Annotated in this window: 20 protein-coding genes; 12 read left to right on the top strand and 8 right to left on the bottom strand. The window is 71.1% G+C overall.

The features are described 5' to 3' along the window. Nucleotides 1-187: 187 nt before the first annotated feature. The 7 genes from leuA to ACZ601_RS07370 all read left to right on the top strand — a co-directional run bounded on the left by leuA (nucleotide 188) and on the right by ACZ601_RS07370 (nucleotide 8,784). The gene (gene leuA / locus ACZ601_RS07400) at nucleotides 188-1,984 is read left to right on the top strand and encodes a 2-isopropylmalate synthase (RefSeq protein WP_469534212.1); all 1,797 of its coding nucleotides are present in this window, start codon (nucleotides 188-190) and stop codon (nucleotides 1,982-1,984) included. Between the two features lie 241 nt (nucleotides 1,985-2,225). Beyond that, on the top strand, nucleotides 2,226-2,903 hold the full coding sequence (locus ACZ601_RS07395) for a tellurite resistance TerB family protein (RefSeq protein WP_469535254.1): 678 nt from the start codon (nucleotides 2,226-2,228) through the stop codon (nucleotides 2,901-2,903). 169 nt (nucleotides 2,904-3,072) lie between these two features. Next, complete coding sequence (locus ACZ601_RS07390) at nucleotides 3,073-5,199, top strand: MMPL family transporter (protein ID WP_469534209.1); 2,127 nt, start codon at nucleotides 3,073-3,075, stop codon at nucleotides 5,197-5,199. Nucleotides 5,200-5,288: 89 nt separating this feature from the next. After that, nucleotides 5,289-6,458 carry a sensor histidine kinase gene (locus ACZ601_RS07385; RefSeq protein ID WP_469535252.1) on the top strand — a complete coding sequence of 390 codons (1,170 nt, stop codon included), beginning with the start codon at nucleotides 5,289-5,291 and terminating at the stop codon, nucleotides 6,456-6,458. After that, the gene (locus tag ACZ601_RS07380) at nucleotides 6,455-7,138 is read left to right on the top strand and encodes a response regulator transcription factor (protein WP_469534206.1); all 684 of its coding nucleotides are present in this window, start codon (nucleotides 6,455-6,457) and stop codon (nucleotides 7,136-7,138) included. Before ACZ601_RS07385 ends, ACZ601_RS07380 begins: the two co-directional genes overlap by 4 nt. Nucleotides 7,139-7,196: 58 nt before the next feature. Next, a complete protein-coding gene (recO, locus tag ACZ601_RS07375) occupies nucleotides 7,197-7,943 on the top strand; it encodes a DNA repair protein RecO (RefSeq protein ID WP_024491646.1) in 747 nt (248 codons plus the stop codon). Nucleotides 7,944-7,965: 22 nt separating this feature from the next. Beyond that, nucleotides 7,966-8,784 (top strand): isoprenyl transferase, encoded by an 819-nt coding sequence (locus ACZ601_RS07370; RefSeq protein ID WP_401921395.1) that lies wholly within the window; start codon nucleotides 7,966-7,968, stop codon nucleotides 8,782-8,784. A 40-nt stretch (nucleotides 8,785-8,824) separates the two neighbouring features. On the opposite strand, the gene ACZ601_RS07365 is transcribed toward ACZ601_RS07370, so the two are convergent. The 4 genes from ACZ601_RS07365 to ACZ601_RS07350 all read right to left on the bottom strand — a co-directional run bounded on the left by ACZ601_RS07365 (nucleotide 8,825) and on the right by ACZ601_RS07350 (nucleotide 12,013). After that, a complete protein-coding gene (locus ACZ601_RS07365) occupies nucleotides 8,825-9,259 on the bottom strand; it encodes a Fur family transcriptional regulator (RefSeq protein ID WP_469534203.1) in 435 nt (144 codons plus the stop codon). A 65-nt stretch (nucleotides 9,260-9,324) separates the two neighbouring features. Further along, nucleotides 9,325-10,218 (bottom strand): metal ABC transporter permease, encoded by an 894-nt coding sequence (locus ACZ601_RS07360; RefSeq protein WP_469534201.1) that lies wholly within the window; start codon nucleotides 10,216-10,218, stop codon nucleotides 9,325-9,327. A gap of 2 nt (nucleotides 10,219-10,220) precedes the next feature. Continuing rightward, the gene (locus ACZ601_RS07355; RefSeq protein WP_469534198.1) at nucleotides 10,221-11,003 is read right to left on the bottom strand and encodes a metal ABC transporter ATP-binding protein; all 783 of its coding nucleotides are present in this window, start codon (nucleotides 11,001-11,003) and stop codon (nucleotides 10,221-10,223) included. Nucleotides 11,004-11,059: 56 nt separating this feature from the next. Continuing rightward, on the bottom strand, nucleotides 11,060-12,013 hold the full coding sequence (locus ACZ601_RS07350) for a metal ABC transporter substrate-binding protein (protein WP_469534195.1): 954 nt from the start codon (nucleotides 12,011-12,013) through the stop codon (nucleotides 11,060-11,062). A 155-nt stretch (nucleotides 12,014-12,168) separates the two neighbouring features. Between ACZ601_RS07350 and ACZ601_RS07345 the strand changes: the two genes are divergently transcribed. Together ACZ601_RS07345 and ACZ601_RS07340 are read left to right on the top strand one after the other, a co-directional pair. Next, nucleotides 12,169-13,551, top strand: a complete 1,383-nt coding sequence (locus ACZ601_RS07345) for a glycine--tRNA ligase (protein ID WP_311305783.1) — start codon at nucleotides 12,169-12,171, stop codon at nucleotides 13,549-13,551. A 91-nt stretch (nucleotides 13,552-13,642) separates the two neighbouring features. After that, nucleotides 13,643-13,849, top strand: a complete 207-nt coding sequence (locus ACZ601_RS07340) for a hypothetical protein (RefSeq protein WP_469534190.1) — start codon at nucleotides 13,643-13,645, stop codon at nucleotides 13,847-13,849. Between the two features lie 36 nt (nucleotides 13,850-13,885). Here ACZ601_RS07340 and ACZ601_RS07335 read toward each other — a convergent pair whose 3' ends face one another. Next, nucleotides 13,886-14,473: a TetR/AcrR family transcriptional regulator gene (locus ACZ601_RS07335; protein WP_469534187.1), complete on the bottom strand. Its 588-nt coding sequence runs from the start codon at nucleotides 14,471-14,473 to the stop codon at nucleotides 13,886-13,888. A gap of 78 nt (nucleotides 14,474-14,551) precedes the next feature. Further along, the gene (locus ACZ601_RS07330) at nucleotides 14,552-15,565 is read right to left on the bottom strand and encodes an aldo/keto reductase (protein WP_469534184.1); all 1,014 of its coding nucleotides are present in this window, start codon (nucleotides 15,563-15,565) and stop codon (nucleotides 14,552-14,554) included. Nucleotides 15,566-15,898: 333 nt separating this feature from the next. On the opposite strand from ACZ601_RS07330, the gene ACZ601_RS07325 reads away from it, so the two are divergent. Beyond that, nucleotides 15,899-16,159 carry a DUF6243 family protein gene (locus ACZ601_RS07325; protein ID WP_469534180.1) on the top strand — a complete coding sequence of 87 codons (261 nt, stop codon included), beginning with the start codon at nucleotides 15,899-15,901 and terminating at the stop codon, nucleotides 16,157-16,159. A gap of 96 nt (nucleotides 16,160-16,255) precedes the next feature. On the opposite strand, the gene ACZ601_RS07320 is transcribed toward ACZ601_RS07325, so the two are convergent. After that, entirely contained in the window at nucleotides 16,256-17,677 is a 1,422-nt protein-coding gene (locus tag ACZ601_RS07320; protein WP_469535249.1) for an MFS transporter, read from the bottom strand. Between the two features lie 164 nt (nucleotides 17,678-17,841). Between ACZ601_RS07320 and ACZ601_RS07315 the strand changes: the two genes are divergently transcribed. Beyond that, nucleotides 17,842-18,879, top strand: a complete 1,038-nt coding sequence (locus tag ACZ601_RS07315; protein WP_469534177.1) for an MmyB family transcriptional regulator — start codon at nucleotides 17,842-17,844, stop codon at nucleotides 18,877-18,879. Here the strand turns inward: ACZ601_RS07315 and ACZ601_RS07310 are convergent. Then, a complete protein-coding gene (locus tag ACZ601_RS07310) occupies nucleotides 18,813-20,357 on the bottom strand; it encodes an MFS transporter (protein WP_469534174.1) in 1,545 nt (514 codons plus the stop codon). The two genes, ACZ601_RS07315 and ACZ601_RS07310, sit on opposite strands and share 67 nt — an antisense overlap. A 178-nt stretch (nucleotides 20,358-20,535) precedes the next feature. Here ACZ601_RS07310 and dusB point away from each other — a divergent pair, with 178 nt between their 5' ends. Beyond that, on the top strand, nucleotides 20,536-21,684 hold the full coding sequence (dusB, locus tag ACZ601_RS07305; protein WP_469534170.1) for a tRNA dihydrouridine synthase DusB: 1,149 nt from the start codon (nucleotides 20,536-20,538) through the stop codon (nucleotides 21,682-21,684). Nucleotides 21,685-21,723 lie beyond the last annotated feature (39 nt).

Below are 21,723 nucleotides of genomic sequence, written 5' to 3'. Positions count from 1 at the left end.
TCGCTCGGCTAGTCTCTTCGCATCATGCGTTTCGGGCTGCTTCTTCTTAGCTGCCGCGGCGAGGGTCTGTAGTCGTAGGCCGACCCCCTCCCCGCGGAGTCTTGTGTTGCAGCGACACAGTCGGCCTTCCCTCAGCTCTCGATGAGCAGGGGAAACCTTCTTGCCGGACTCCGAGGAGCCCCACGCCATGACCGCAGTGAATCCCGCTCAGAACCCCGTCGCGAACGCCGTCGGCCGCCCCACGCCGATCACCAACGCCACCGGGCTCCAGAAGTCCTCCGGGATGCCGATCGGCAAGTACGGGCAGTACGAGGCCGTCGAGATCCCCGACCGCACCTGGCCGGACAAGCGGATCACGGTCGCACCCCGCTGGCTCTCCACGGACCTGCGCGACGGCAACCAGGCGCTGATCGACCCGATGTCGCCGGCCCGCAAGCGCGAGATGTTCGACCTGCTCGTACGCATGGGCTACAAGGAGATCGAGGTCGGCTTCCCGTCCTCCGGCGAGACCGACTTCGCGTTCGTCCGCTCCATCATCGAAGAGGGCGCGATCCCCGAGGACGTGACGATCTCCGTCCTGACGCAGGCCCGCGAGGAACTGATCGAGCGCACCGTCGAATCGCTGCGCGGCGCCCACCGCGCCACCGTCCACCTGTACAACGCGACCGCCCCCACCTTCCGCCGCGTGGTCTTCCGCGGCTCCAGGGAGCAGGTCAAGCAGATCGCGGTGGATGGCACCCGGCTGGTCATGGAGTACGCGGAGAAGATCCTGGGCGAGGAGACGATCTTCGGCTACCAGTACAGCCCGGAGATCTTCACCGACACCGAGCTGGACTTCGCCCTGGAGGTCTGCGAGGCGGTGTGTGACGTCTGGCAGCCCGAGGCCGGCCGCGAGATCATCCTCAACCTGCCCGCCACCGTGGAGCGTTCGACGCCGTCCACGCACGCCGACCGGTTCGAGTGGATGTCGCGCAACCTGTCGCGCCGCGAGTTCGTCTGCCTGTCCGTCCACCCGCACAACGACCGCGGCACCGCCGTCGCCGCCGCCGAACTGGCGCTGATGGCCGGGGCCGACCGGATCGAGGGCTGCCTGTTCGGCCAGGGCGAGCGCACCGGCAACGTCGACCTGGTCACGCTGGGCATGAACCTCTTCTCGCAGGGCGTCGACCCGCAGATCGACTTCTCGCAGATCGACGAGATCCGCCGCACCAGCGAGTACTGCAACCAGATGGAGGTCCACCCGCGCCACCCCTACGCGGGCGACCTGGTCTACACCGCCTTCTCCGGCTCCCATCAGGACGCCATCAAGAAGGGCTTCGACGCCATGGAGGCCGACGCGGCCGCCCAGGGCAAGACGGTCGACGACATCGAGTGGGCGGTGCCCTACCTGCCGATCGACCCGAAGGACGTCGGCCGCTCCTACGAGGCCGTCATCCGGGTCAACTCGCAGTCCGGCAAGGGCGGAATCGCGTACGTCCTGAAGAACGACCACAAGCTGGACCTGCCGCGCCGGATGCAGATCGAGTACTCCCGGATCATTCAGGCCAAGACCGACGCCGAGGGCGGCGAGATCACCCCGGCGCAGATCTGGACCACGTTCCAGGACGAGTACCTGCCCAACCCGGACAACGCCGAGGCTCAGTGGGGCCGCGTCCAGATCCGTACCGGCCAGAGCACCATCGGGTCCGACGGCCAGGACACGATCACCGTCGAGGCGACGGTGGACGGCGCGGACACCGTGCTCACCGGCACCGGGAACGGCCCGATCTCGGCGTTCTTCGAGGCGCTGCAGGCCATCGGCATCGATGCCCGGCTGCTGGACTACACCGAGCACACGATGAGCGAGGGCGCGAGCGCCCAGGCCGCCTCGTACATCGAGTGCGCGATCGACGGAAAGGTCCTGTGGGGCATCGGTATCGACGCCAACACCACCCGGGCCTCGCTGAAGGCGGTCGTCTCGGCGGTCAACCGCGCCACCCGCTGACCCGCCCGCCCGAAAGGGCATGAATCGGTACGGTCCGTGAACCCCGTCGCCCGCATCCGGGAGGCGGGGTTCGGCCATCTCGGGGCGGTTGTGACGGGCGAGGTGCTGACGCCGCTTCACGGATGTGGTTAACATCACGTCCAACACGGCAATGTTGCCGTGTTGGTACCTCCCGTGTCCGCAGGGCTACGGGGGAGTTACGGAGGTGTGCGACGTGCCGTCAGCCCTGGGACAACGCGCCATGAAGCTGCGTATCTGCGGCATCCGTACGATGTGGGACACCGTCGGGGACGGCGAGTTCTTCTGCACCGGCTGCGGAGGCGACCGCAACTACCGCCGCCTCACCGGACGTCGCCGGTTCACCTTCCTCGGCGTACCGCTGCTGCGCCGCGGCACCGTGGGCCCGGTCGTCGAATGCGCCGCGTGCCACGAGCACTTCGGCACAGAGACGCTCGACCACCCCACCACCACCCGGTTCTCCGCGATGCTCAAGGACGGCGTCCACACCGTCGCGCTCGGCGTCCTGGCGGCCGGCGGGACCACCTCCCGCACGGTCCTGGAGACCGCCGTCGCCACCGTGCGCGGCGCCGGTTTCGACGGCTGCACGCAGGAGCAGCTCGCCACCGTCGTCGAGGTCCTCTCCGTCGACATCGGCCATGGCTCGGCCTTCGACCCGGCCGCGGAGGCGTGCGGCGCGGCCCTCGCCATCGAGCTCCACGAGGCGCTGGAGCCCCTGGCCCCGCACCTGGCCCAGACCGGCCGTGAATCGATTCTGCTCCAGGGCGCCAGGATCGCGCTCGCCGACGGCCCGTACAGCCAGGCCGAACGCGAGGTGCTGACCACCGTCGGCGGCGCGCTCCAGCTCCGCACGGAGGACACGGCCCGGCTGCTCGCCGCGGCGGCGCGTACGCCCTCCTGAACGACTGAACGATCTCCGCCCCACCCGGCCGATACTCCCGAGGGAGTACGCCGGCGTACGGCACCCTCCCCGGCAGTAACGGGGATGTCGGTCTCCGGCGCGACGAATCCGCCCCGGCCCGACGGGAGTCTGGACATGAATCCAGACACCCGGACGGAAGGGGGCCCGTATGCGGGCCGCAACGCAGGACAGGGGCGGACCGGCGCGGCCGCGGGCATGGAGCCGGTGGCGGAAGCTGCCCTGGGCGGTCGTCGCGCTCTGGGTCGCCGTCATCGCGATAGCCGGGCCCCTCGCCGGGAGACTCTCGGACGTACAGGCCAACCACGCCGTCGACTACCTGCCGGCGAGCGCGGATTCGACGCAGGTGGCGAAGATCCAGGAAGCGCTGCCCGGCGGCGAGTCCACCGACCTCGTCCTCGTCTACCACCGCGACGCCGCGCTGACCCCGGCCGACCGCGCGGAGGCGGCCCGGCAGACCGCCAGGGTGGCCGCCGACCACACCCTCACCGCGCCCCCGCACGCCGTCCCCTCCAAGGACGGCACGACCCTGATGTACCCCGTCTCCACCACAGGGCCCGGCCAGGACGACGATGCCCGGACCGCGTTCGTCGACCAGGTGCGCGAGACCGCGAAGGGCGGCGACGGGCTGAGCGTCCGGGTCGGCGGTCCTGGCGCGATGAACACCGACGCGCAGAAGGTATACGGCTCCCTCGGCGGCCCGCTGCTCTACACCACCGTCGCCGTCGTCGCGATCCTGCTGATCCTCATCTACCGCAGCCCGCTGCTCTGGCTGGTGCCCCTCGCCGTCGCGGGCGTCGCCGACGCCCTCTCGATGGCCGTCGTCTACGGACTCAACCGAGGCTTCGGCCTCACCGTCACCGGCCAGAGCTCCGCCGTGATGACCATCCTCGTCTTCGGCGCGGGCACCGACTACGCGCTGCTGCTGGTCTCCCGCTACCGGGAGGAGCTCACCCGTCACGCCCGGCCGCTGGACGCGATGGCGGCGGCCCTGCGCGGCTGCGGCCCCGCCGTTGTGGCCTCCTCCGCCACCGTCGCGGCGGGCCTCCTGTGCCTTCTGGCGGCCGATCTCACCAGCAGCCGGGGAATGGGACCCATCGCCGCCGTCGGGGTGCTGTGCGCGCTCCTGGCCATGCTGACGCTGCTTCCCGCGCTCCTGGTGCTGCTCGGCCGCCGGGTGTTCTGGCCGCTCGTGCCGGCGTACGGCAGCGAACCCGCGCGCCGGCGCTCGCTGTTCGCCGCCATGGGCAGTTCGGCCGGACGCCGTCCCGTCGCGGTACTCGTGACCGGCGTCGTACTGCTGGGCGCCCTGTCGCTCGGGGTGTTCAGCCGGCCCGGCGACCTCAAGCAGGAGGACTCCTTCACCAGCAAGCCCGACTCCGTCGCCGTCATGGAGACACTCGCCGACGCCTACCCCGGCCGCTCCAGCCAGCCGATCACCGTCCTCGCCCCCACCGGCCGGGCCGACGAGGCCCTGGACCGGGCCCGCGCCACCGAGGGGGTCGCCTCAGCGGAGCGCGGCCGCAGCGGCGGCGGCTGGACCGAACTGTCCGTCGTCGCCAGGGACGCACCCGAGTCCGCCGGGGAGCGGAACACCGTCAACGCCCTGCGCGCGGGCCTGCCCGGAGCCCACGTCGGCGGCCCCGGCGCCCAGCAGATGGACCTGGAGCGGTCCAGCGCCCGCGACCTGCGCACCGTCGTCCCGCTCGTCCTGCTCTCCGTCCTGCTCATCCTGATCGTCCTGCTGCGCAGCCTCGTCGCCCCGCTGCTGCTCGTCGCCGCCGTCGTCGCCGTCTGGGGCGCCGCGCTCGGCATCGGCGGACTGCTCCTCGAACCGCTCCTCGGCCTCAAGGGCACCGACCCCGGACTGCCCCTGCTGTCCTTCGTCTTCCTGGTGGCACTCGGCGTCGACTACGGCATCTTCCTGATGCACCGGGTACGCGAGGAAGCCCTGGCCGGCGCCGGACCGACCGCCGCCGCGCTCACCGCCCTGCGCACCACCGGCGGTGTGATCGCCTCGGCCGGACTGGTGCTCGCCGCCACCTTCGCCGTCCTGACGAACATGCCGCTGACCGGCCTGGTGGAGATGGGCTTCGTCATCGCCGTCGGTGTGCTCCTGGACACCTTCCTCGTCCGCACCTACCTCGTCACCTCCGCCGCCGTCGCCCTGCAACGCCGGATGTGGTGGCCGGGGGCGCTCAGCCGGACACCCGCCACGCCCGCAGCGCCCGTCCCGCCCGCCGGGCCGCAGGAACCGGAACTCCTCCGGGCGCCCTGACAGTGCCCCGCCCCGTACCGGAGGATGGCCGCGTGTCCCGAACCACCAGCCGCCGCGAGCGCATCCTGGCCGTCGTCAACCGCGACCCCATGCACGCGCCGCACCGGGCGCGCACCGACGCCCTCGTGGCCGGGGGCGCCGGTGCGCTCTCCGCCGGCCTCGCCCTGTTCGGCGGCCGGCCGCCCGACGCGCTCGGCTGGCTGCTGCTGGGGGCGAGCGCGGTCGCCCTCGGCTGGCGGCGGCGCGCCCCCGTGCTCGTGGTGGCCGCCATGGTCCCGCTGCTGGCGCTCTACCACGGCCTCGACAACGACCACACGGCCACGATGCCGCAGACCTGGATCGCGCTCTACACCGTCGCCGTCACCGGCCGCCCGCTGCGCACCCTGCTCACCGGCATCGCCGTGATGGCCGTGATGATGACCGTGGTGCTCGGGATCAGCACGCACAGCGGGCTCGAACTGCTGCGGATCTCCGGCTGGGTCGTCGCGGTCCTGTTCTGCGGGGTGGACGTACGCATCTACCGCCAGTACGTCGCCTCGGTCCTGGAGCGCGCCGAACGGGCCGAGCGGACCCGCGAGGAGGAGGCCCGGCGGCGGGTCGCGGAGGAGCGGCTGCGGATCGCCCGCGACCTGCACGACCTGCTGGCCCACAGCATCACCCTCATCGGCGTGCAGACCTCGGTGGCCTCGCACATCCTCACCGTCGACCCGGACCGGCTGGACCGGAAGGCGATCGCCGCCTCACTGGACGACATCGCCGGCACCTGCCGGGAGGCCCGCGCCGAACTGCGCACCACCCTCCAGGTACTGCGCGACACCGGGAACGCGGGCCGCGACGACGCGGACGGGCCGCTGCCCGGCCTGGCCGCGCTGCCCGGCCTCGTCCGCGCCGCGGAGGCGGCCGGGGCCCACGTGGACCTGCGGGTGCACCAGCCCGGGGGCCGGCTCGCCCCGGCGACCGGAGCGGCCGCCTACCGGATCGTGCAGGAGGCACTCACCAACGCCGTACGGCACGCGGGCACCGGCGTCCGCGTCGGCGTCGTCGTGGAGCCCGCCCCCGGCGCCCTGCGCGTCACCGTCACCGACGACGGCACCGGCCCGGTGGACGACGGCTCCGCGCCCGGGTTCGGCATCGTCGGCATGCGGGAACGGGCCCGCTCCACCGGTGGCACCCTGGACGCCGGTCCCCGCCCCGGTGGCGGCTTCGAGGTGTCCGCGCTGCTGCCCGTCCAGAAACAGGAATCGGAGACCCTCGCATGATCCGCGTACTGCTCGCCGACGACCAGACGCTCGTGCGGGCCGCGTTCGCGATGCTCGTCGGCTCCGACCCGGACATGGAGGTCGTCGGCCAGGCCGCCAACGGCCTCGAAGCGGTCGCCCTCGCCCGCTCCGAACGGGCCGACCTGGTCGTCATGGACATCCGGATGCCCGAACTCGACGGCATCGGGGCGACCCGCCGCATCGCTGCCGACGAGGACCTCGCCGGAGTGAAGGTGCTGGTCCTGACCACGTACGACACCGACGAGCACGTCGTCGAGGCGCTGCGCGCGGGCGCCTCCGGCTTCCTGGTCAAGGACACCCGGCCCGCCGACCTGCTCGCCGCCATCAAGACGGTGGCCGCGGGCGAGGCCCTGCTCTCGCCCGGACCGACCGCCCGGCTGATCGCCCGGGTCCTCAGCGCCCCCAGCGCCCCGCCCGCCCCCGGACCCGGCGGGCCCGAGGCGCTCACAGACCGCGAACGCCAGGTCCTCGGCCTCGTCGCACGCGGCCTGAACAACACCGAGATCGCCGAGACCCTCGGCCTCAGCCCGCTCACCGCCAAGACCCACGTCAGCCGGATCATGGGCAGACTCGGTGCCCGCGACCGCGCCCAGCTGGTGATCATCGCCTACGAATCCGGGCTGGTCGTGGCCGCCGGGGGCGGGGCGGCCGGAAGCTGAGCGGCCCGGCCCGAGGGGGCGGAGCCGCCGGGCCACCCGCGTACCGGACAATGGAGCCATGAGCTTGTTCCGGGACGACGGCGTGGTGCTCCGCACGCAGAAGCTGGGCGAGGCCGACCGGATCATCACGATCCTGACCCGCGGCCACGGCCGGGTACGGGCCGTCGCGCGCGGCGTGCGACGCACGAAGTCGAAGTTCGGGGCCAGGCTGGAGCCCTTCTCCCACGTCGACGTGCAGTTCTTCGCCCGCGGCAGCGAGCTGATCGGACGCGGACTGCCGCTCTGCACCCAGAGCGAGACCATCGCCCCCTACGGCGGCGGGATCGTCACCGACTACGGGCGCTACACCGCCGGCACCGCGATGCTGGAGACCGCCGAGCGGTTCACCGACCACGAGGGCGAACCCGCCGTCCAGCAGTACCTGCTCCTGGTGGGCGGACTGCGCACCCTCTCCCGCGGCGAGCACGATCCCCACCTGATCCTGGACGCCTTCCTGCTGCGCTCCCTCGCCGTCAACGGCTACGCCCCCAGCTTCGACGGCTGCGCCCGGTGCGGAATGCCCGGACCGAACCGGTTCTTCTCCGTCGCGGCGGGCGGCGTCATATGCGGCGACTGCCGGGTACCGGGCAGCGTCGTACCCTCGGCTGAGGCCGTCACCCTGCTGAGCGCACTGCTCACCGGCGACTGGGAGACGGCGGACGCGTGCGAGGCGCGTCACGTCAGGGAGGGGAGCGGCCTGGTGTCCGCCTATCTGCACTGGCATCTGGAGCGCGGGCTGCGCTCGCTGCGGTACGTGGAAAAGTAGACACAGGGAGACTGAGAAGCTCATGGCAGTACGCGGAATCCTCGGCGGCCGTAACCGGCGCGACCACAAGACCCCGGAGCCGCACCCGTCCGGTGCCGTGCCGCCGAAGATCCCCGGTGAGCTGGTGCCCAAGCACGTCGCCGTGGTGATGGACGGCAACGGCCGCTGGGCCAAGGAGCGCGGGCTGCCGCGCACCGAGGGCCACAAGGTCGGCGAGGGCGTCGTCATGGACGTGCTCAAGGGCTGCATCGAGATGGGCGTCAAGAACCTCTCGCTGTACGCCTTCTCCACCGAGAACTGGAAGCGGTCCCCGGACGAGGTGAAGTTCCTGATGAACTTCAACCGGGACGTCATCCGCCGCCGCCGCGACGAGATGGACGAGCTCGGCATCCGGATCCGCTGGGTCGGCCGCATGCCGAAGCTGTGGAAGTCCGTCGTCCAGGAGCTCCAGGTCGCCCAGGAGCAGACCAAGGACAACGACAAGATGACGCTGTACTTCTGCGTCAACTACGGCGGCCGGGCCGAGATCGCCGACGCCGCGCAGCGGATCGCCCAGGATGTCGCGGCCGGGAAGCTCGACCCGTCGAAGGTCAACGAGAAGACCTTCGCGAAGTACACCTACTACCCGGACATGCCGGACGTCGACCTCTTCGTCCGCCCGAGCGGCGAGCAGCGCACGTCCAACTACCTGATCTGGCAGAGCGCGTACGCCGAGATGGTCTTCCAGGACGTGCTGTGGCCGGACTTCGACCGCCGCGACCTGTGGCGCGCCTGCCTCGAATTCGCCCAGCGCGACCGGCGCTTCGGCGGTGCGGAGGAGGCGGCGGAATCCGGCAGCTGAGCACGGCGGGCCGGCGGGGGCTCGCCCCCGCCGGCCCGGATCACTTCCCGGCGCTCGCGCACTCCGCGCACGTGCCGAAGACCTCGACCGTGTGCGCCACGTTGACGTAGCCGTGCTGCGCCGCGATCGTCTCCGCCCACTGCTCCACGGCCGGGCCCTCCACCTCGACGGCCTTGCCGCACACCCGGCAGACCAGATGGTGGTGGTGGTCACCGGTCGAGCACCGCCGGTAGACGGACTCGCCCTCCGTGGTGCGCAGTACGTCGACCTCACCCGCGTCCGCGAGGGACTGCAGGGTGCGGTAGACCGTGGTCAGCCCGACCGAGTCGCCGCGGTGCTTGAGCACGTCGTGCAGCTCCTGCGCGGAACGGAACTCGTCCACCTCGTCGAGCGCCGCGGCCACCGCGGTCCGCTGCCGGGTCGAGCGGCCGCGTACCGGGGCCGCGTTCGTACCGCTGCTCGGCGCCGTCGCCACAGGAGCCTCCTCGTGTCGCCCGTACGTTTGTCGGGCCATTGTGCCAGTCCGGCCCGGCCGCGGGGTCAGACGCGGACGTCGTCCGTGGCCCGGCGGGTGGCCGGTACCTCCAGGGTGCACCGTTCCGCGGCCGATTCACCGAGGCGCGCGCGCCTTCTTCCCAGCGGGGTGGCGAGCAGGGTCAGCGCGATGAAGACGCCGATGGCCAGCAGCACGATCGTCGCCCCGGGCGGCACGTCCTGGTAGTACGACGTGATGGTGCCGGCCAGGGTCACCGCCACCCCGATGACGACCGAGAGCACGAAGGTCACCTTGAAGGACCGGCTGATCTGCTGTGCGGCGGCGACCGGGACCACCATCAGGGCGCTGACCAGCAGCAGCCCGACGACCCGCATCGCGACGGTGACGGTGACCGCCGCGGTGACCGCGATCAGCAGGTTCAGCACCCGCACCGGCAGCCCGGTGACCCGGGCGAACTCCTCGTCCTGGCTGACCGCGAACAGCTGCCTGCGCAGCCCCACCGTCACCAGCAGCACGAACGCCGCCAGCAGACCGATCGCGGTGATGTCCTCGGAGGAGACCGTGGAGAGGGAGCCGAAGAGGTACGAGGTGAGGTTGGCGTTGGAGCCGGTGTCGGAGAGGTTGATCAGCAGGACACCGCCCGCCATGCCGCCGTAGAAGAGCATCGCCAGCGCGATGTCGCCCCGGGTGCGTCCGTACCAGCGGATCAGTTCCATGACGACCGCGCCGACGACGGCGACGGCGGTGGCCATCCAGACCGGGCTGGTGGAGAGCAGGAAGCCGAGGCCGACGCCGGTCATCGCGATGTGGCCGATGCCGTCGCCCATCAGGGCCTGCCGGCGCTGCACCAGGTAAATGCCGACGGCGGGGGCGATGACGCCGACCAGCACGGCGGCGATCAGCGCCCGCTGCATGAAGGGAGGGGTGAGGAATTCCATGATCAGCTCAGCAGTCCCGTCCGGACGGGCTCGGAAGCCGCGTGGGGGTGTACGTGGTCGTGGCCGGGCAGTGCGTGCTGCCCGACCTCCTTCGGGGGCGGTCCGTCGTGCATCACGCAGCCGTCGCGCAGGACGACCGCGCGGTCGATCAGCGGCTCCAGCGGGCCCAGCTCGTGCAGGACGAGCAGCACGGTGGTGCCGGCCGCGACCTGGTCGCGCAGGGTCGCGGCGAGGATCTCCTGGCTGGCCAGGTCGACGCCGGCCATCGGCTCGTCCATGATCAGCAGTTCGGGTTCCGCGGCGAGCGCGCGGGCGATCAGGACGCGCTGGTGCTGGCCGCCGGAGAGGGCGTTCACCGAGTCCTTGGCGCGGTCGGTGAGCCCGACGAGCTCGATGGCCCGGTCGACGGCGGCGCGGTCGGCCTTGCGGGGCAGGCCCAGCCTGGTGCGGGAGAGCCGCCCGGAGGAGACGACCTCGCGGATGGTGGCCGGTACACCGCCGGCCGCCGTGGTGCGCTGCGGTACGTAGCCGACCCGGGCCCAGTCGCGGAACCGGCGCAGCGGGGTGCCGAAGAGCTCGACGGAGCCGCCGGTGAGCGGGACCTGGCCGATGGCGGAGCGTACGGCGGTCGACTTGCCGGATCCGTTGGCGCCGAGCAGCGCGACGACCTCGCCGCGGTGCACGGTCAGGCCGACGCCGCGCAGTACGGGGCGTGCCCCGAGGGTGGCCGTGGCGTCGCGCAGGACGATCACGGGTTCTGGGGTGGAGCTCGCGGGCTCTGGCATGAGCGCCTCCGGTGCTGCTGCGGGGTTCGGGCCGGCCGGTTTCGTGGGGTCGTCGCTCACTTCGCGCCGAGCGCCTTCTGCAGCGCGGCGAGGTTGGACTTCATGACCTCGATGTAGTCATCGCCCTTGGACTTGTCCGTGATTCCCTCCAGCGGGTCCAGGACGTCGGTCTTCAGGCCGGTGTCCCGGGCGACGGTCCTGGCCGTCTTGTCGCTGGCCAGCGTCTCGAAGAAGACGGTGGTGACCTTCTTCTTCTCCGCGATGGAGTGCAGGGCGCTGATGCGGGCGGGGCTGGGCTCGGCCTCGGGGTCGATGCCCGCGATGCCCTCCTGGGTGAGGCCGTAGCGCTCGGCCAGGTATCCGAAGGCGGAGTGGGTGGTGATGAAGGTCTTGGTGGCGGTGTTCGCCAGCCCCTTCTCGTACCCGGTGTTGAGTGCGCCGAGCTCCTTGACCAGGGTGTCCGTGTTCTTGCGGTAGTCCGCGGCGTGGTCCGGGTCGGTCTTCTCCAGGGACTTCCCGACCCCCTTGGCGACCTCGGCGTACTTCACCGGGTCGAGCCAGATGTGCGGGTCGGCGCCGGCTTCCTCGCCCTCGTGCTCGTGGGCGTGCTCCTCGCCGCCGACCTCGGCGCCGTGGTCCTCCAGCGTGGTCAGGCTCGCGGCGTCGACCGTGTGCGTGGACTCGGAGAGCTTGATCGCGTCGTCCACGGCGGGCTGGATGCCCTTGAGGTAGAGGATGTAGTCGGCGTCGCTGAGGCCGCCGATCTGCCGGGGGCTGAGCTCCAGGTCGTGCGGCTCCACGCCCGGCTTGGTGAGGGTGGAGACGGAGACGTGGCCGCCGCCTATTCGCTCCGCCAGGAACTGCATCGGGTAGAACGACGCCACCACGTTGAGCTTGTCGCCGCTCTTGTGGTCGGCGGCATCGGACGACGAGCAGGCGGTGAGCGCGGTGAGGCCGAGGACGACTGCTCCGGCGACGGCGGCGGTGGGTATGAGGCGGCGTTCGTTCATGACAGTCATTTTCAACAAAAGTGGAAACGATTGTCAACAAGGCTGATGGGATGCTTCCGGAAGTGACCGTCCCGATACCGATTTGATCGAAGGGGCGTGCCCGCCGGTAATCTGAGGTCTTCTCCGTTCGTCGCCGTCGTAATGAAGAGAGCACCGTGGCCGCCGACAAGATCGACTCCATCGTCAGCCTGAGCAAGCGCCGTGGCTTCGTTTTCCCCTGCAGTGAGATCTACGGTGGTCAGCGCGCCGCCTGGGACTACGGGCCGCTGGGCGTTGAGCTCAAGGAGAACCTCAAGCGCCAGTGGTGGCGCTACATGGTCACTTCGCGCGAGGACGTGGTCGGGCTCGACTCGTCGGTCATCCTGGCCCCCGAGGTGTGGGTGGCCTCCGGCCACGTCGCCACGTTCTCCGACCCGCTGACCGAGTGCACCTCCTGCCACAAGCGCTACCGCGCGGACCACCTGGAGGAGGCGTACGAGGAGAAGCACGGCAAGCCGCCGGTCAACGGCCTCGCCGACCTCAACTGCCCCAACTGTGGCAACAAGGGCACGTTCACCGAGCCCAAGCAGTTCTCCGGCCTGCTCTCCACGCACCTCGGTCCGACCCAGGACTCCGGCTCGGTCGCCTATCTGCGCCCCGAGACCGCCCAGGGCATCTTCACCAACTTCGGCCAGGTGCAGCAGACCTCGCGCAAGAAGCCGCCGTTCGGCATCGCGCAGATGGGCAAGTCCTTCCGGAACGAGATCACTCCGGGCAACTTCATCTTCCGGACCCGCGAGTTCGAGCAGATGGAGATGGAGTTCTTCGTCAAGCCGGGCGAGGACGAGCAGTGGCAGGAGTACTGGATGGAGCAGCGCTGGAACTGGTACACCGGCCTCGGCCTGCGCGAGGAGAACATGCGGTGGTTCGAGCACCCGGCGGAGAAGCTCTCCCACTACTCCAAGCGCACCGCTGACATCGAGTACCGCTTCCGCTTCGGCGGCAGCGAGTGGGGCGAGCTGGAGGGCGTCGCCAACCGCACGGACTACGACCTCAAGGCGCACTCCAAGGCCTCGGGCACGGATCTGTCCTTCTTCGACCAGGAGGCCGGCGAGCGCTGGACCCCCTACGTCATCGAGCCGGCGGCCGGTGTGGGCCGCTCGGTGCTGGCCTTCCTGCTGGACGCCTACATCGAGGACGAGGCGCCCAACGCCAAGGGCGTCATGGAGAAGCGCACCGTGATGCGTCTCGACCCGCGCCTGGCGCCGGTCAAGGTCGCGGTCCTGCCGCTGTCCCGCAACCCGCAGCTCTCGCCGAAGGCCAAGGGCCTCGCGGCCGACCTCCGGCAGAACTGGAACATCGAGTTCGACGACGCGGGCGCCATCGGCCGCCGCTACCGTCGTCAGGACGAGATCGGTACGCCGTTCTGCGTCACCGTCGACTTCGACACCCTCGACGACAACGCGGTGACGGTGCGCGAGCGCGACACCATGAAGCAGGAGCGCGTCTCCCTGGACCAGATCCAGGCGTACCTGGGCGCGCGGCTGCTCGGCTGCTGACGCCTCGCATCCGCTGGACGAAGCCCCCGGTTCCCCGAACGGAACCGGGGGCTTCGTGCACACTGGGCTCAATCGTCCACAGGAGGCTCGGATGCCGTCCATGACCACGAGCAAGGTCAGCAGATGGGACCAGCACGGCCGTGAACACATAGTCCACGTAAGGAAGTCGGGGATGCAGCGGGCGTTGAGCTGCGACACCTGCGACTGGCGCAAGAGTGTGCAGTTCCTGCCCTGGCTCAAGGCGGAGGAGCACCTCGCGCAGGCACACCAGGCGACGGTCGACCCGACGGCGTCGTAGTCGTAGCCACCGGGGTCGTCATCACCGGGGCCGTCATCAATTGCGCAGTCCGCGCAGCAGCAGGTCCGTGACGGCGGTGAACTCGGCGGCGATGGCGGGTTTCCGCCACTCGGCGGCATACGCCGGGTCGTGGAAGCGGGCCGTCGCGTCGAAGACCGCCTGGGCGGCCGTGGCGGGGTCGGCCACCGTGAACTGCCCGTCGGCCGCCCCCTCCTCGATCATCTCCCGCAGCTGGCCCACCAGTTCGCGGATGTGTTCCTCGACCACGGTGCTCTCGCCCATGAGCACCTCATAGGTGGCGAACAGCTCCGGATCGTCGCCCGCCTTGTGCCGCTTGGCCTCGAACAGCGTCTCCAGCCACTGCCGCAGCTTCGCCGGGGCGGGCTGGGCCGGGGCGCGCAGGATCTCGGTGAGTGCCAGCTCCGTGCGGGTCAGCCAGCGGCCGGTCACGGCCTCGCGCAGGGCGGCCTTCGTACGGAAGTGGCGGTACACGCTGCCGTGGCTGACGCCGAGCGCTCGGGCCACGTCGACCACGGTCGCCTTGGCGGGGCCGTAGCGGCGCAGCACGTCCTCGGTGGCTTCGAGGATGCGCTCGGGGGTCAGCGGGTCGGGCGGCGGCGTCATGGTGGGTGTGCTGCCTTTCGGGGCGGGGGCGTCGAGCGGGTCGGGGCGCCTTCGGGCGGCTCCGACCGTACCCGGACGTCAGCGCTCGCTGTCCAGCTGTGCCATCTGGCTGTCGGGGTATCGGGCGCCCGCCGCCGCGCCGGCCGGGACCGCCTCCTCGATCGCGGCGAGTTCGGCCGGGGTCAGCTCGACGTCCAGGGAGCCGAGGGCCTCGGTCAGCCGGTCGCGCCTGCGGGCGCCGACCAGCGGCACGATGTCCGCACCCTGGGCGAGGACCCAGGCGATGGCGATCTGCGCGACCGTGACGCCCTTCTGCTCGGCGATCTTGCGGAGCGCCTCGACCAGGTCGAGGTTGTGCCGGAGGTTCTCGTCCTGGAAGCGCGGGCTTCTGGTCCGGAAGTCCCCGGCGGCCAGTTGGCGGTCATGGGTGAAGTGGCCGCTGATCAGCCCCCGGGAGAGCACCCCGTACGCCGTGACGCCGATGCCCAGCTCGCGGCAGACCGGCAGGATCTCCGCCTCGATGGAGCGGGAGATCAGCGAGTACTCGATCTGCAGATCGGAGATCGGTGCGACGGACGCCGCCCGCCTGATGGTCTGCGCGCCGACTTCGGAGAGCCCGATGTGGCGGACGTGCCCGGCCTCGACCAGCTCGGCGATGGCGCCGACCGTCTCCTCGATCGGTACGTCGGGGTCGAGCCGGGCGATCCGGTAGACGTCGATGTGGTCGAGGCCCAGCCGCTGGAGTGAGTAGGCCACGAAGTTCTTGACCGCCGCCGGTCGGCCGTCGTAGCCGCTGAAGGCGCCCTCGACGGTCCGTAGCGCGCCGAACTTCACGCTGGTCAGGGCCTGTTCCCGAGCGGCTGCGGGGGCGGTGCGCAGGGCTTCGTTGATCAGCAGCTCGTTGTGCCCCATGCCGTAGAAGTCGCCTGTGTCGAGCAGGTTGATGCCGGCGTCGAGTGCGGCGTGGATGGTGGCGATCGACTCGGCGCGGTCGGTCTCGCCGTACAGCGCGGACATGCCCATGCAGCCGAGGCCGAGCATGGAGACCTGTGGGCCGGTGGAGCCGAGGGTGCGGGGGCGGAGGGCGGTCATGAGGAACTCCCGGGTGGGCGGAGGCGGGCGGAAGGCGGAGAGTGAGGGGTAGAGGCATCGGCGGCGTGCGTACATACCGACCATGACATAGGGGATGACAGATTTCAATATCTGTCAGTCCATGTTCCCTCTGGGGGGTGATTCCGGTCGGTGGGGTGCTTTCGGTCGGACGAAAATCCGGTGCCGGAGCCGCTCGGGGAGGGGTACGGTTCCGGCATGTCTTCGTTCTTCCAGATCTACGAGTGAGTGCGCGGCGGGTACGAGCACCCGCCGCCCACCGGATCGATCCAGGGTCGTTTCAGACCTCACTTTCACCACGAATGGGAGAACCCCGTGGCCAAGAGTCGTAATAACCTCCTAGGCGTCGGCGGACAGCGGAAGAAGCTGTCCCGCGCCGAGCAGCAGGGGGCAGGCCCCGAGCGCAACACCGACCGGCAGACGGCGGTCGAGCAGAAGCAGGAGCTGCTGCGCAAGATGCGGGAGCGCGCCGGCCACCCCGCGCCGTCGGACGACGCGGCGGCCGGGCAGGACGCCTCGGAGCGGAACGCTGCGGAGCGGGATGCCTCGGAGCAGGACGGTCCGGCGCAGAGCTGACGCCCTCCCGCCGAGCGCGGACCGCACCACTCGTACGACCGTGGGCCCGGAACACCTCAGGTGTCCCGGGCCCACGGCTGTGCCGGAGCCCCGCCCTCACGCCACGGCGCGCGGCAGCCGCAGGCTCAGCAGCGTCGTCAGCACCACCGCACCCAGCTGCACCAGCAGTGTCACGGCCAGCGCGTCCCGCATCCCCGAGCCCGGGGCCAGCGACAGGAACAGCGAACCGAGCGTCGCCACACCCAGTGCCAGCGCTGCCTGCTGAGTCGTCGTCATGACCCCGCCGCCGACCCCGGCCCGCTCCGGCGGTACGTCGGAGAGCACGATGCGGAACAGGACGGGCAACTGGAGCCCCTGCCCGAGACCGGCGATCGCCATCCCGGGCAGCAGCCCGAGCATCCCGAGACCCGACCAGCCGCGCCACACGGTGATCACCAGCACCACCACGCCGAGCGCCTGGATGATCCCGCCGGCCGTCACGACCCGGCTGCCGTACCGTCGGACCAGCCCAGGCCCCGCCAGTGAGGCGGCGAAGAAGGCCGCCGCCATCGGGGCCATCGACAGGCCGGACGCCGCCGGGCCCAGCTTCAGGCCCTGCTGGAGCGCCACCGCGATGACGAACATGAAGCCGCCGAAGCCGACCGAGAACGGCAGCACCAGCGACAGCCCGCGCCGCAGTGAGTCGAGCCGCAGCAGGCTCGGCGGGACCAGCGGGATCAGGCCGTTCCGGTCGGCCCGCCGCTCCACCCGGTAGAAGGCGGCCGCGGCGAACGGGAACAGTGCCAGCGAGACCCAGGTCCACAGCGGCCAGCCGGCTGCCCGCCCCTCGGTCAGCGGGGCCAGCAGCGTGACCAGTGACGCGGCCAGCAGCAGCGTGCCCGGTACGTCGATCGGCGCGGGCCGCTCCGAACGCGTCTCGGGCACCGAGCGGGCCGCCAGCACCAGCCCCACCGCCGCCACCGGAACGTTGACCAGGAACACCGAACGCCAGCCCGCGCTCTCGCCGAACACCGAGGAGAGCGGCGCGGCGGCGACCAGTACGCCGCCCAGGATCTGGCCCGCGACCATCGAGAGCCCGGCAGTCGCCCCGTAGAGGCTCATCGCCCTGGCCCGGCGGTGCCCCGAGGTGGCCGCCTGGATGGTGGCGAGGACCTGCGGCAGCATCAGCGCAGCCGCGGCGCCCTGGGCCACCCGTGCGCCGACCAGCGTCCAGGCGTCCGGGGCGAGGCCGCAGGCCAGCGAGGTGACCCCGAAGGCCGCGATGCCGAGCAGGAAGAGCCTGCGCCGGCCGGCCATGTCACCGAGTCGGCCACCGAGTACGAGCAGGACGGCATAGGCGAGTCCGTAGCCCGCGACGACCAGTTCCAGCAGGGCCGGGCCCGCGTCCAGGTCGTGGTCGATGGTGGGCAGGGCGACGTTCACGATGAAGAAGTCGATCAGGGGGAGGGCCGCGCCCAGCAGCACGGTGAACAGCCCCAGTGCGCAGAGCACCGGCGTGGGGTGGTCGTGCCGCGCCACGGGTGCGGCGGTGGTGGCGGATGTCTTCGGCCGGACATTCGGCCGTACAGAGGAATCACTCACGGCATCGACGATCGCTCTTCTCGAAGCCTGGTACCAGAGTGTCTTTATCCTGGTACAAATAGCACCCGGCATGGTGTCGGGCCGTCCCGCACGCTGGAGGAATGACGACGATGGCGACCGCGGCCCGGACGGGCGTCGCAGCCCCGACGGCTTCAGCATCCCCAGAGGCCACCGAAGCCCCGGAGGCCACCGACGCTCCGAAGGTCACCGAAACCCCGAAGGTCACCGAAGTCCCGGAGGCCAACGAAACCCCGGAGGTCACCGCGACCGAGGTCCGGCGGCACGAGCTCGCGGACTTCCTGCGCAGCCGCCGGGAGCGGATCACCCCCGAGCAGGTGGGCCTGGTCCGAGGCCGCCGCAGGCGCACGCCGGGGCTGCGCCGGGAGGAGGTGGCCCAGCTCTCCGCCGTCGGCGTCACCTGGTACACCTGGCTCGAACAGGCCCGTGACATCCAGGTCTCGCCCCAGGTCCTGGACGCGCTCGCCCGCGCACTGCTGCTCGACCACAGCGAGCGCAGCCACCTCTTCTCCCTCGCCGGGGCCATCGATCCGGCTCCCGGTACGGAGTGCCCGAGCATCACCCCGGCGCTGCGCGCGCTGCTGCGGCAGCTGGAGCCCATCCCCGCCTGCGTCCAGAACAGCCGTTACGACGTGCTCGCCCACAACCGGACGTACGGCAGGCTGCTCTGCGAGCTGGACGCGGTGGCGCCGGAGGACCGCAACATCATGCTGCTGGCCTACACGAACGAGCAGTGGCGTTCCACCGTCATGGACATCGCGGAGGTGACCCGCTTCCTGACGGCGAAGTTCCGTGCCGCGATGGCCGAGCACCTGGCGGAGCCCGCCTGGAAGGCCCTGCTCAAGCGGCTGGAGACGGAGTCGCCGGAGTTCCGGGAGACCTGGGCGAGGCATGAGGTCGTCAGCTCCGGCGGCCGGTCCAAGATCTTCCGGAACGCGCACGTGGGGCTGTTGCGGGTGGAGACCTCGGATCTGTGGCTGGGCCCGTCGGCCGGCCCCCGGGTGGTCACCTACGTACCGCGCGACGAGGAGACCCGGGAGCGGCTCCAGCGGCTTCAGGCCCTGGTGCTCGCGGACGAGGAGTGCCCCCCTGACCCGTCGCCCGGCGTGCCCCCGGTGTGACCCCCGGGCCGGCCGCCGCCCGGACCGTGTCCCGCCGGGGCCACCCCCTCCAGCAGTTCCGCGGTCCGGCGTGCGGTGCCTAGCGCCCAGCGCCCACTGGTCAGCGCCCCGACCAGCAGGACGCACAGTCCGCAGCCGGTGATGATCCACCAGGCGGGCTTGCTCGCCGCCACGAAGTCACCGGCGGGGCCGATGCCGCCCGAGGAGCCGGCGCCGGAGACCCCGGCCGCCAGCACGGCGCCGATCACGGCGACGCCCAGCGTCTGCCCGATCTGACGGCTGGTCGAGGCGACCGCCGCGGCCACGCCCGCCTGGGAGCGGGGCATGCCGGAGACGGCGGTGTTGGTGATGGGCGCGTTCACCGCGCCGAAGCCCAGCCCGAACAGCACATAGCCGGTGAACATCAGCGCGTTGTCGGTCTCCGCGTCGAACAGCGCGAACATCAGACCGCTCGCCGCCATCGCGACTCCGGCGACCAGGAGCGGGACACGTGGCCCCCGGGTGGCGACCACGCGCCCCGAGACCGGCGGCAGCACGCAGACCACCGCCGCCATCGGGAGCATGTACAGACCGGCGCCCAGCGCGCTCATCCCCCGTACGTCCTGGAGGTAGAGCGTGTTGACGAAGAGGAAGCCGCCGAGCGCGGCGAAGGCGCTGACCGCGATGACGGTGGCTCCGCTGAACGGGGCGCTGTGGAAGAACCGAAGGTCGATCAGGGGATCGGCGCGCCGGGGTTCGTACACCAGCAGGCCGATCAGCGAGGCCGCCGCGACCGCGGCGAACAGCAGGATCTCGGTGGAGGTCCACCCCTTCTGCGGCGCCTCGATGATCGCGTACGTCAGCGAGCCCAGCAGCGCGATCACCAGCAGCTGGCCCACCGGGTCGGGGCGGCGGGCCTTCGCGGCGCGCGACTCGGGGACGTACTTCAAGGTCAGCAGCAGTGCGGCGATACCGACCGGCAGATTGATCCAGAAGATCGACCGCCAGCCGACCGAATCGACCAGGGCGCCGCCGACCACCGGTCCCGCGGCCATCGAGATACCGACGACACCGCCCCAGACGCCGATCGCCCGCGCGCGTTCGCGCGGCTCTGTGAAGGTGTTGGTGATGATCGACATCGCGACCGGGTTCAGCATGGAGCCGCCGACGGCCTGCACCATCCGGAACACGATCAGCGTTTCCAGGCTGGGCGCGATCGAGCAGAGCGCCGAGCCCAGGGTGAAGAGGACGAGTCCGGCCATGAAGACCTTGCGCCGGCCGATCCGGTCGGCGGTGGAGCCCGCGAGCATGAGCAGGGAGGCGAGGACGAGTGTGTACGCGTCGATCGTCCACTGCATCCCCGCGACGCTCGCGTGCAGGTCCTGGCGCATGGACGGGAGGGCGACGTTCAGGACGGTGCTGTCCAGGCTGACGATCAGCAGACTCATGCAGCAGATCGCCAGCACCAGCATCCGTCTCCGGTGGCTGAGCTCGGGCATGCATGGATAGTACGACTAACTAACGACTCCCGCTGACATGACCGCTGACATGACCACTGACATGACCACTGACATGACCGCTGACATGACCGCCGCAGCGGCGGCCGGGCCCGGCCGGAGGAAGGGGAGGGGTGGACGCCCGCCCGGAGCAGTTCCCCGCGTGCGCGACAATGGGGGAATGACCACGCTCGCCCCCGCGCCCCAGCTGCTCCGCATCGGCCCGCACACCGTGCAGCCGCCGGTGGTCCTCGCCCCCATGGCGGGCATCACCAACGCGCCCTTCCGCACCCTGTGCCGGGAGTTCTCGGGCGGCAAGGGGCTGTTCGTCAGCGAGATGATCACGACCCGGGCACTGGTCGAGCGCAACGAGAAGACCATGCAGCTCATCCGGTTCGACGCGAGCGAGACCCCGCGCTCCATCCAGCTGTACGGAGTGGACCCGGTCACGGTCGGCAAGGCCGTCCGCATGATCGTCGACGAGGACCTCGCCGACCACATCGACCTGAACTTCGGCTGCCCGGTCCCCAAGGTCACCCGCAAGGGCGGCGGCTCCGCGCTCCCGTACAAGCGGCCGCTGCTGCGCGCGATCCTGAACCAGGCCGTCTCCAACGCGGGTGATCTGCCGGTCACCATCAAGATGCGCAAGGGCATCGACGACGACCACCTCACCTACCTCGACGCCGGCCGGATCGCGGTGGAGGAGGGCGTCACGGCGATGGCCCTGCACGGCAGGACCGCCGCCCAGCACTACGGCGGCACCGCCGACTGGGACGCCATCGCCCGCCTCAAGGAGCACGTCCCGGAGATCCCCGTCCTCGGCAACGGCGACATCTGGTGCGCGGACGACGCCCTGCGGATGATGCGCGAGACCGGCTGCGACGGCGTGGTCGTGGGACGCGGCTGCCTCGGCCGCCCCTGGCTCTTCGGCGACCTGGTGAGCGCGTTCGAGAACGAGCCGACGCGGCAGACGCCCTCCCTGCGCACCGTCGCGGACGTCATGCTGCGGCACGCGACGCTGCTCGGGGAGTGGATCGGTGACGAGACCCGGGGCGTGATCGACTTCCGTAAGCACGTGGCCTGGTACCTCAAGGGCTTCGCGGTCGGCTCCGAGATGCGCAGGAACCTCGCGGTCACCTCCTCGCTGGAGGAGCTGGGCTCGCAGCTGAACGAGCTGCGGCTGGACCAGCCGTGGCCGGACGGTGCCGACGGCCCGCGCGGCCGCACCTCGGGCAACAACCGCGTGGTGCTCCCGGACGGCTGGCTGAAGGACCCCTACGACTGCTCGGGCGTCAGCGCGGACGCGGAACTGGACACGTCGGGCGGCTGAGACGGGCGGAACCGGACACGTCGGGCGGCTGAGGCGGGC

This window comes from Streptomyces sp. NPDC104307, assembly GCF_055584045.1.
This window is presented reverse-complemented; position numbering and strand designations above follow the sequence as displayed.

What these genes read in the sequence shown, in the direction of transcription:
- leuA (WP_469534212.1), top strand. Translation starts at nt 188, where the DNA reads ATGACCGCAGTGAATCCCGCTCAGAACCCCGTCGCGAACGCCGTCGGC.
- ACZ601_RS07390 (WP_469534209.1), top strand. Translation starts at nt 3,073, where the DNA reads ATGCGGGCCGCAACGCAGGACAGGGGCGGACCGGCGCGGCCGCGGGCA.
- ACZ601_RS07370 (WP_401921395.1), top strand. Translation starts at nt 7,966, where the DNA reads ATGGCAGTACGCGGAATCCTCGGCGGCCGTAACCGGCGCGACCACAAG.
- ACZ601_RS07335 (WP_469534187.1), bottom strand. Translation starts at nt 14,473, where the DNA reads ATGACGCCGCCGCCCGACCCGCTGACCCCCGAGCGCATCCTCGAAGCC.
- ACZ601_RS07355 (WP_469534198.1), bottom strand. Translation starts at nt 11,003, where the DNA reads ATGCCAGAGCCCGCGAGCTCCACCCCAGAACCCGTGATCGTCCTGCGC.
- ACZ601_RS07330 (WP_469534184.1), bottom strand. Translation starts at nt 15,565, where the DNA reads ATGACCGCCCTCCGCCCCCGCACCCTCGGCTCCACCGGCCCACAGGTC.
- ACZ601_RS07360 (WP_469534201.1), bottom strand. Translation starts at nt 10,218, where the DNA reads ATGGAATTCCTCACCCCTCCCTTCATGCAGCGGGCGCTGATCGCCGCC.
- ACZ601_RS07350 (WP_469534195.1), bottom strand. Translation starts at nt 12,013, where the DNA reads ATGAACGAACGCCGCCTCATACCCACCGCCGCCGTCGCCGGAGCAGTC.
- ACZ601_RS07310 (WP_469534174.1), bottom strand. Translation starts at nt 20,357, where the DNA reads ATGCCCGAGCTCAGCCACCGGAGACGGATGCTGGTGCTGGCGATCTGC.
- ACZ601_RS07385 (WP_469535252.1), top strand. Translation starts at nt 5,289, where the DNA reads ATGCACGCGCCGCACCGGGCGCGCACCGACGCCCTCGTGGCCGGGGGC.
- recO (WP_024491646.1), top strand. Translation starts at nt 7,197, where the DNA reads ATGAGCTTGTTCCGGGACGACGGCGTGGTGCTCCGCACGCAGAAGCTG.
- dusB (WP_469534170.1), top strand. Translation starts at nt 20,536, where the DNA reads ATGACCACGCTCGCCCCCGCGCCCCAGCTGCTCCGCATCGGCCCGCAC.
- ACZ601_RS07380 (WP_469534206.1), top strand. Translation starts at nt 6,455, where the DNA reads ATGATCCGCGTACTGCTCGCCGACGACCAGACGCTCGTGCGGGCCGCG.
- ACZ601_RS07340 (WP_469534190.1), top strand. Translation starts at nt 13,643, where the DNA reads ATGCCGTCCATGACCACGAGCAAGGTCAGCAGATGGGACCAGCACGGC.
- ACZ601_RS07395 (WP_469535254.1), top strand. Translation starts at nt 2,226, where the DNA reads ATGAAGCTGCGTATCTGCGGCATCCGTACGATGTGGGACACCGTCGGG.
- ACZ601_RS07315 (WP_469534177.1), top strand. Translation starts at nt 17,842, where the DNA reads ATGACGACGATGGCGACCGCGGCCCGGACGGGCGTCGCAGCCCCGACG.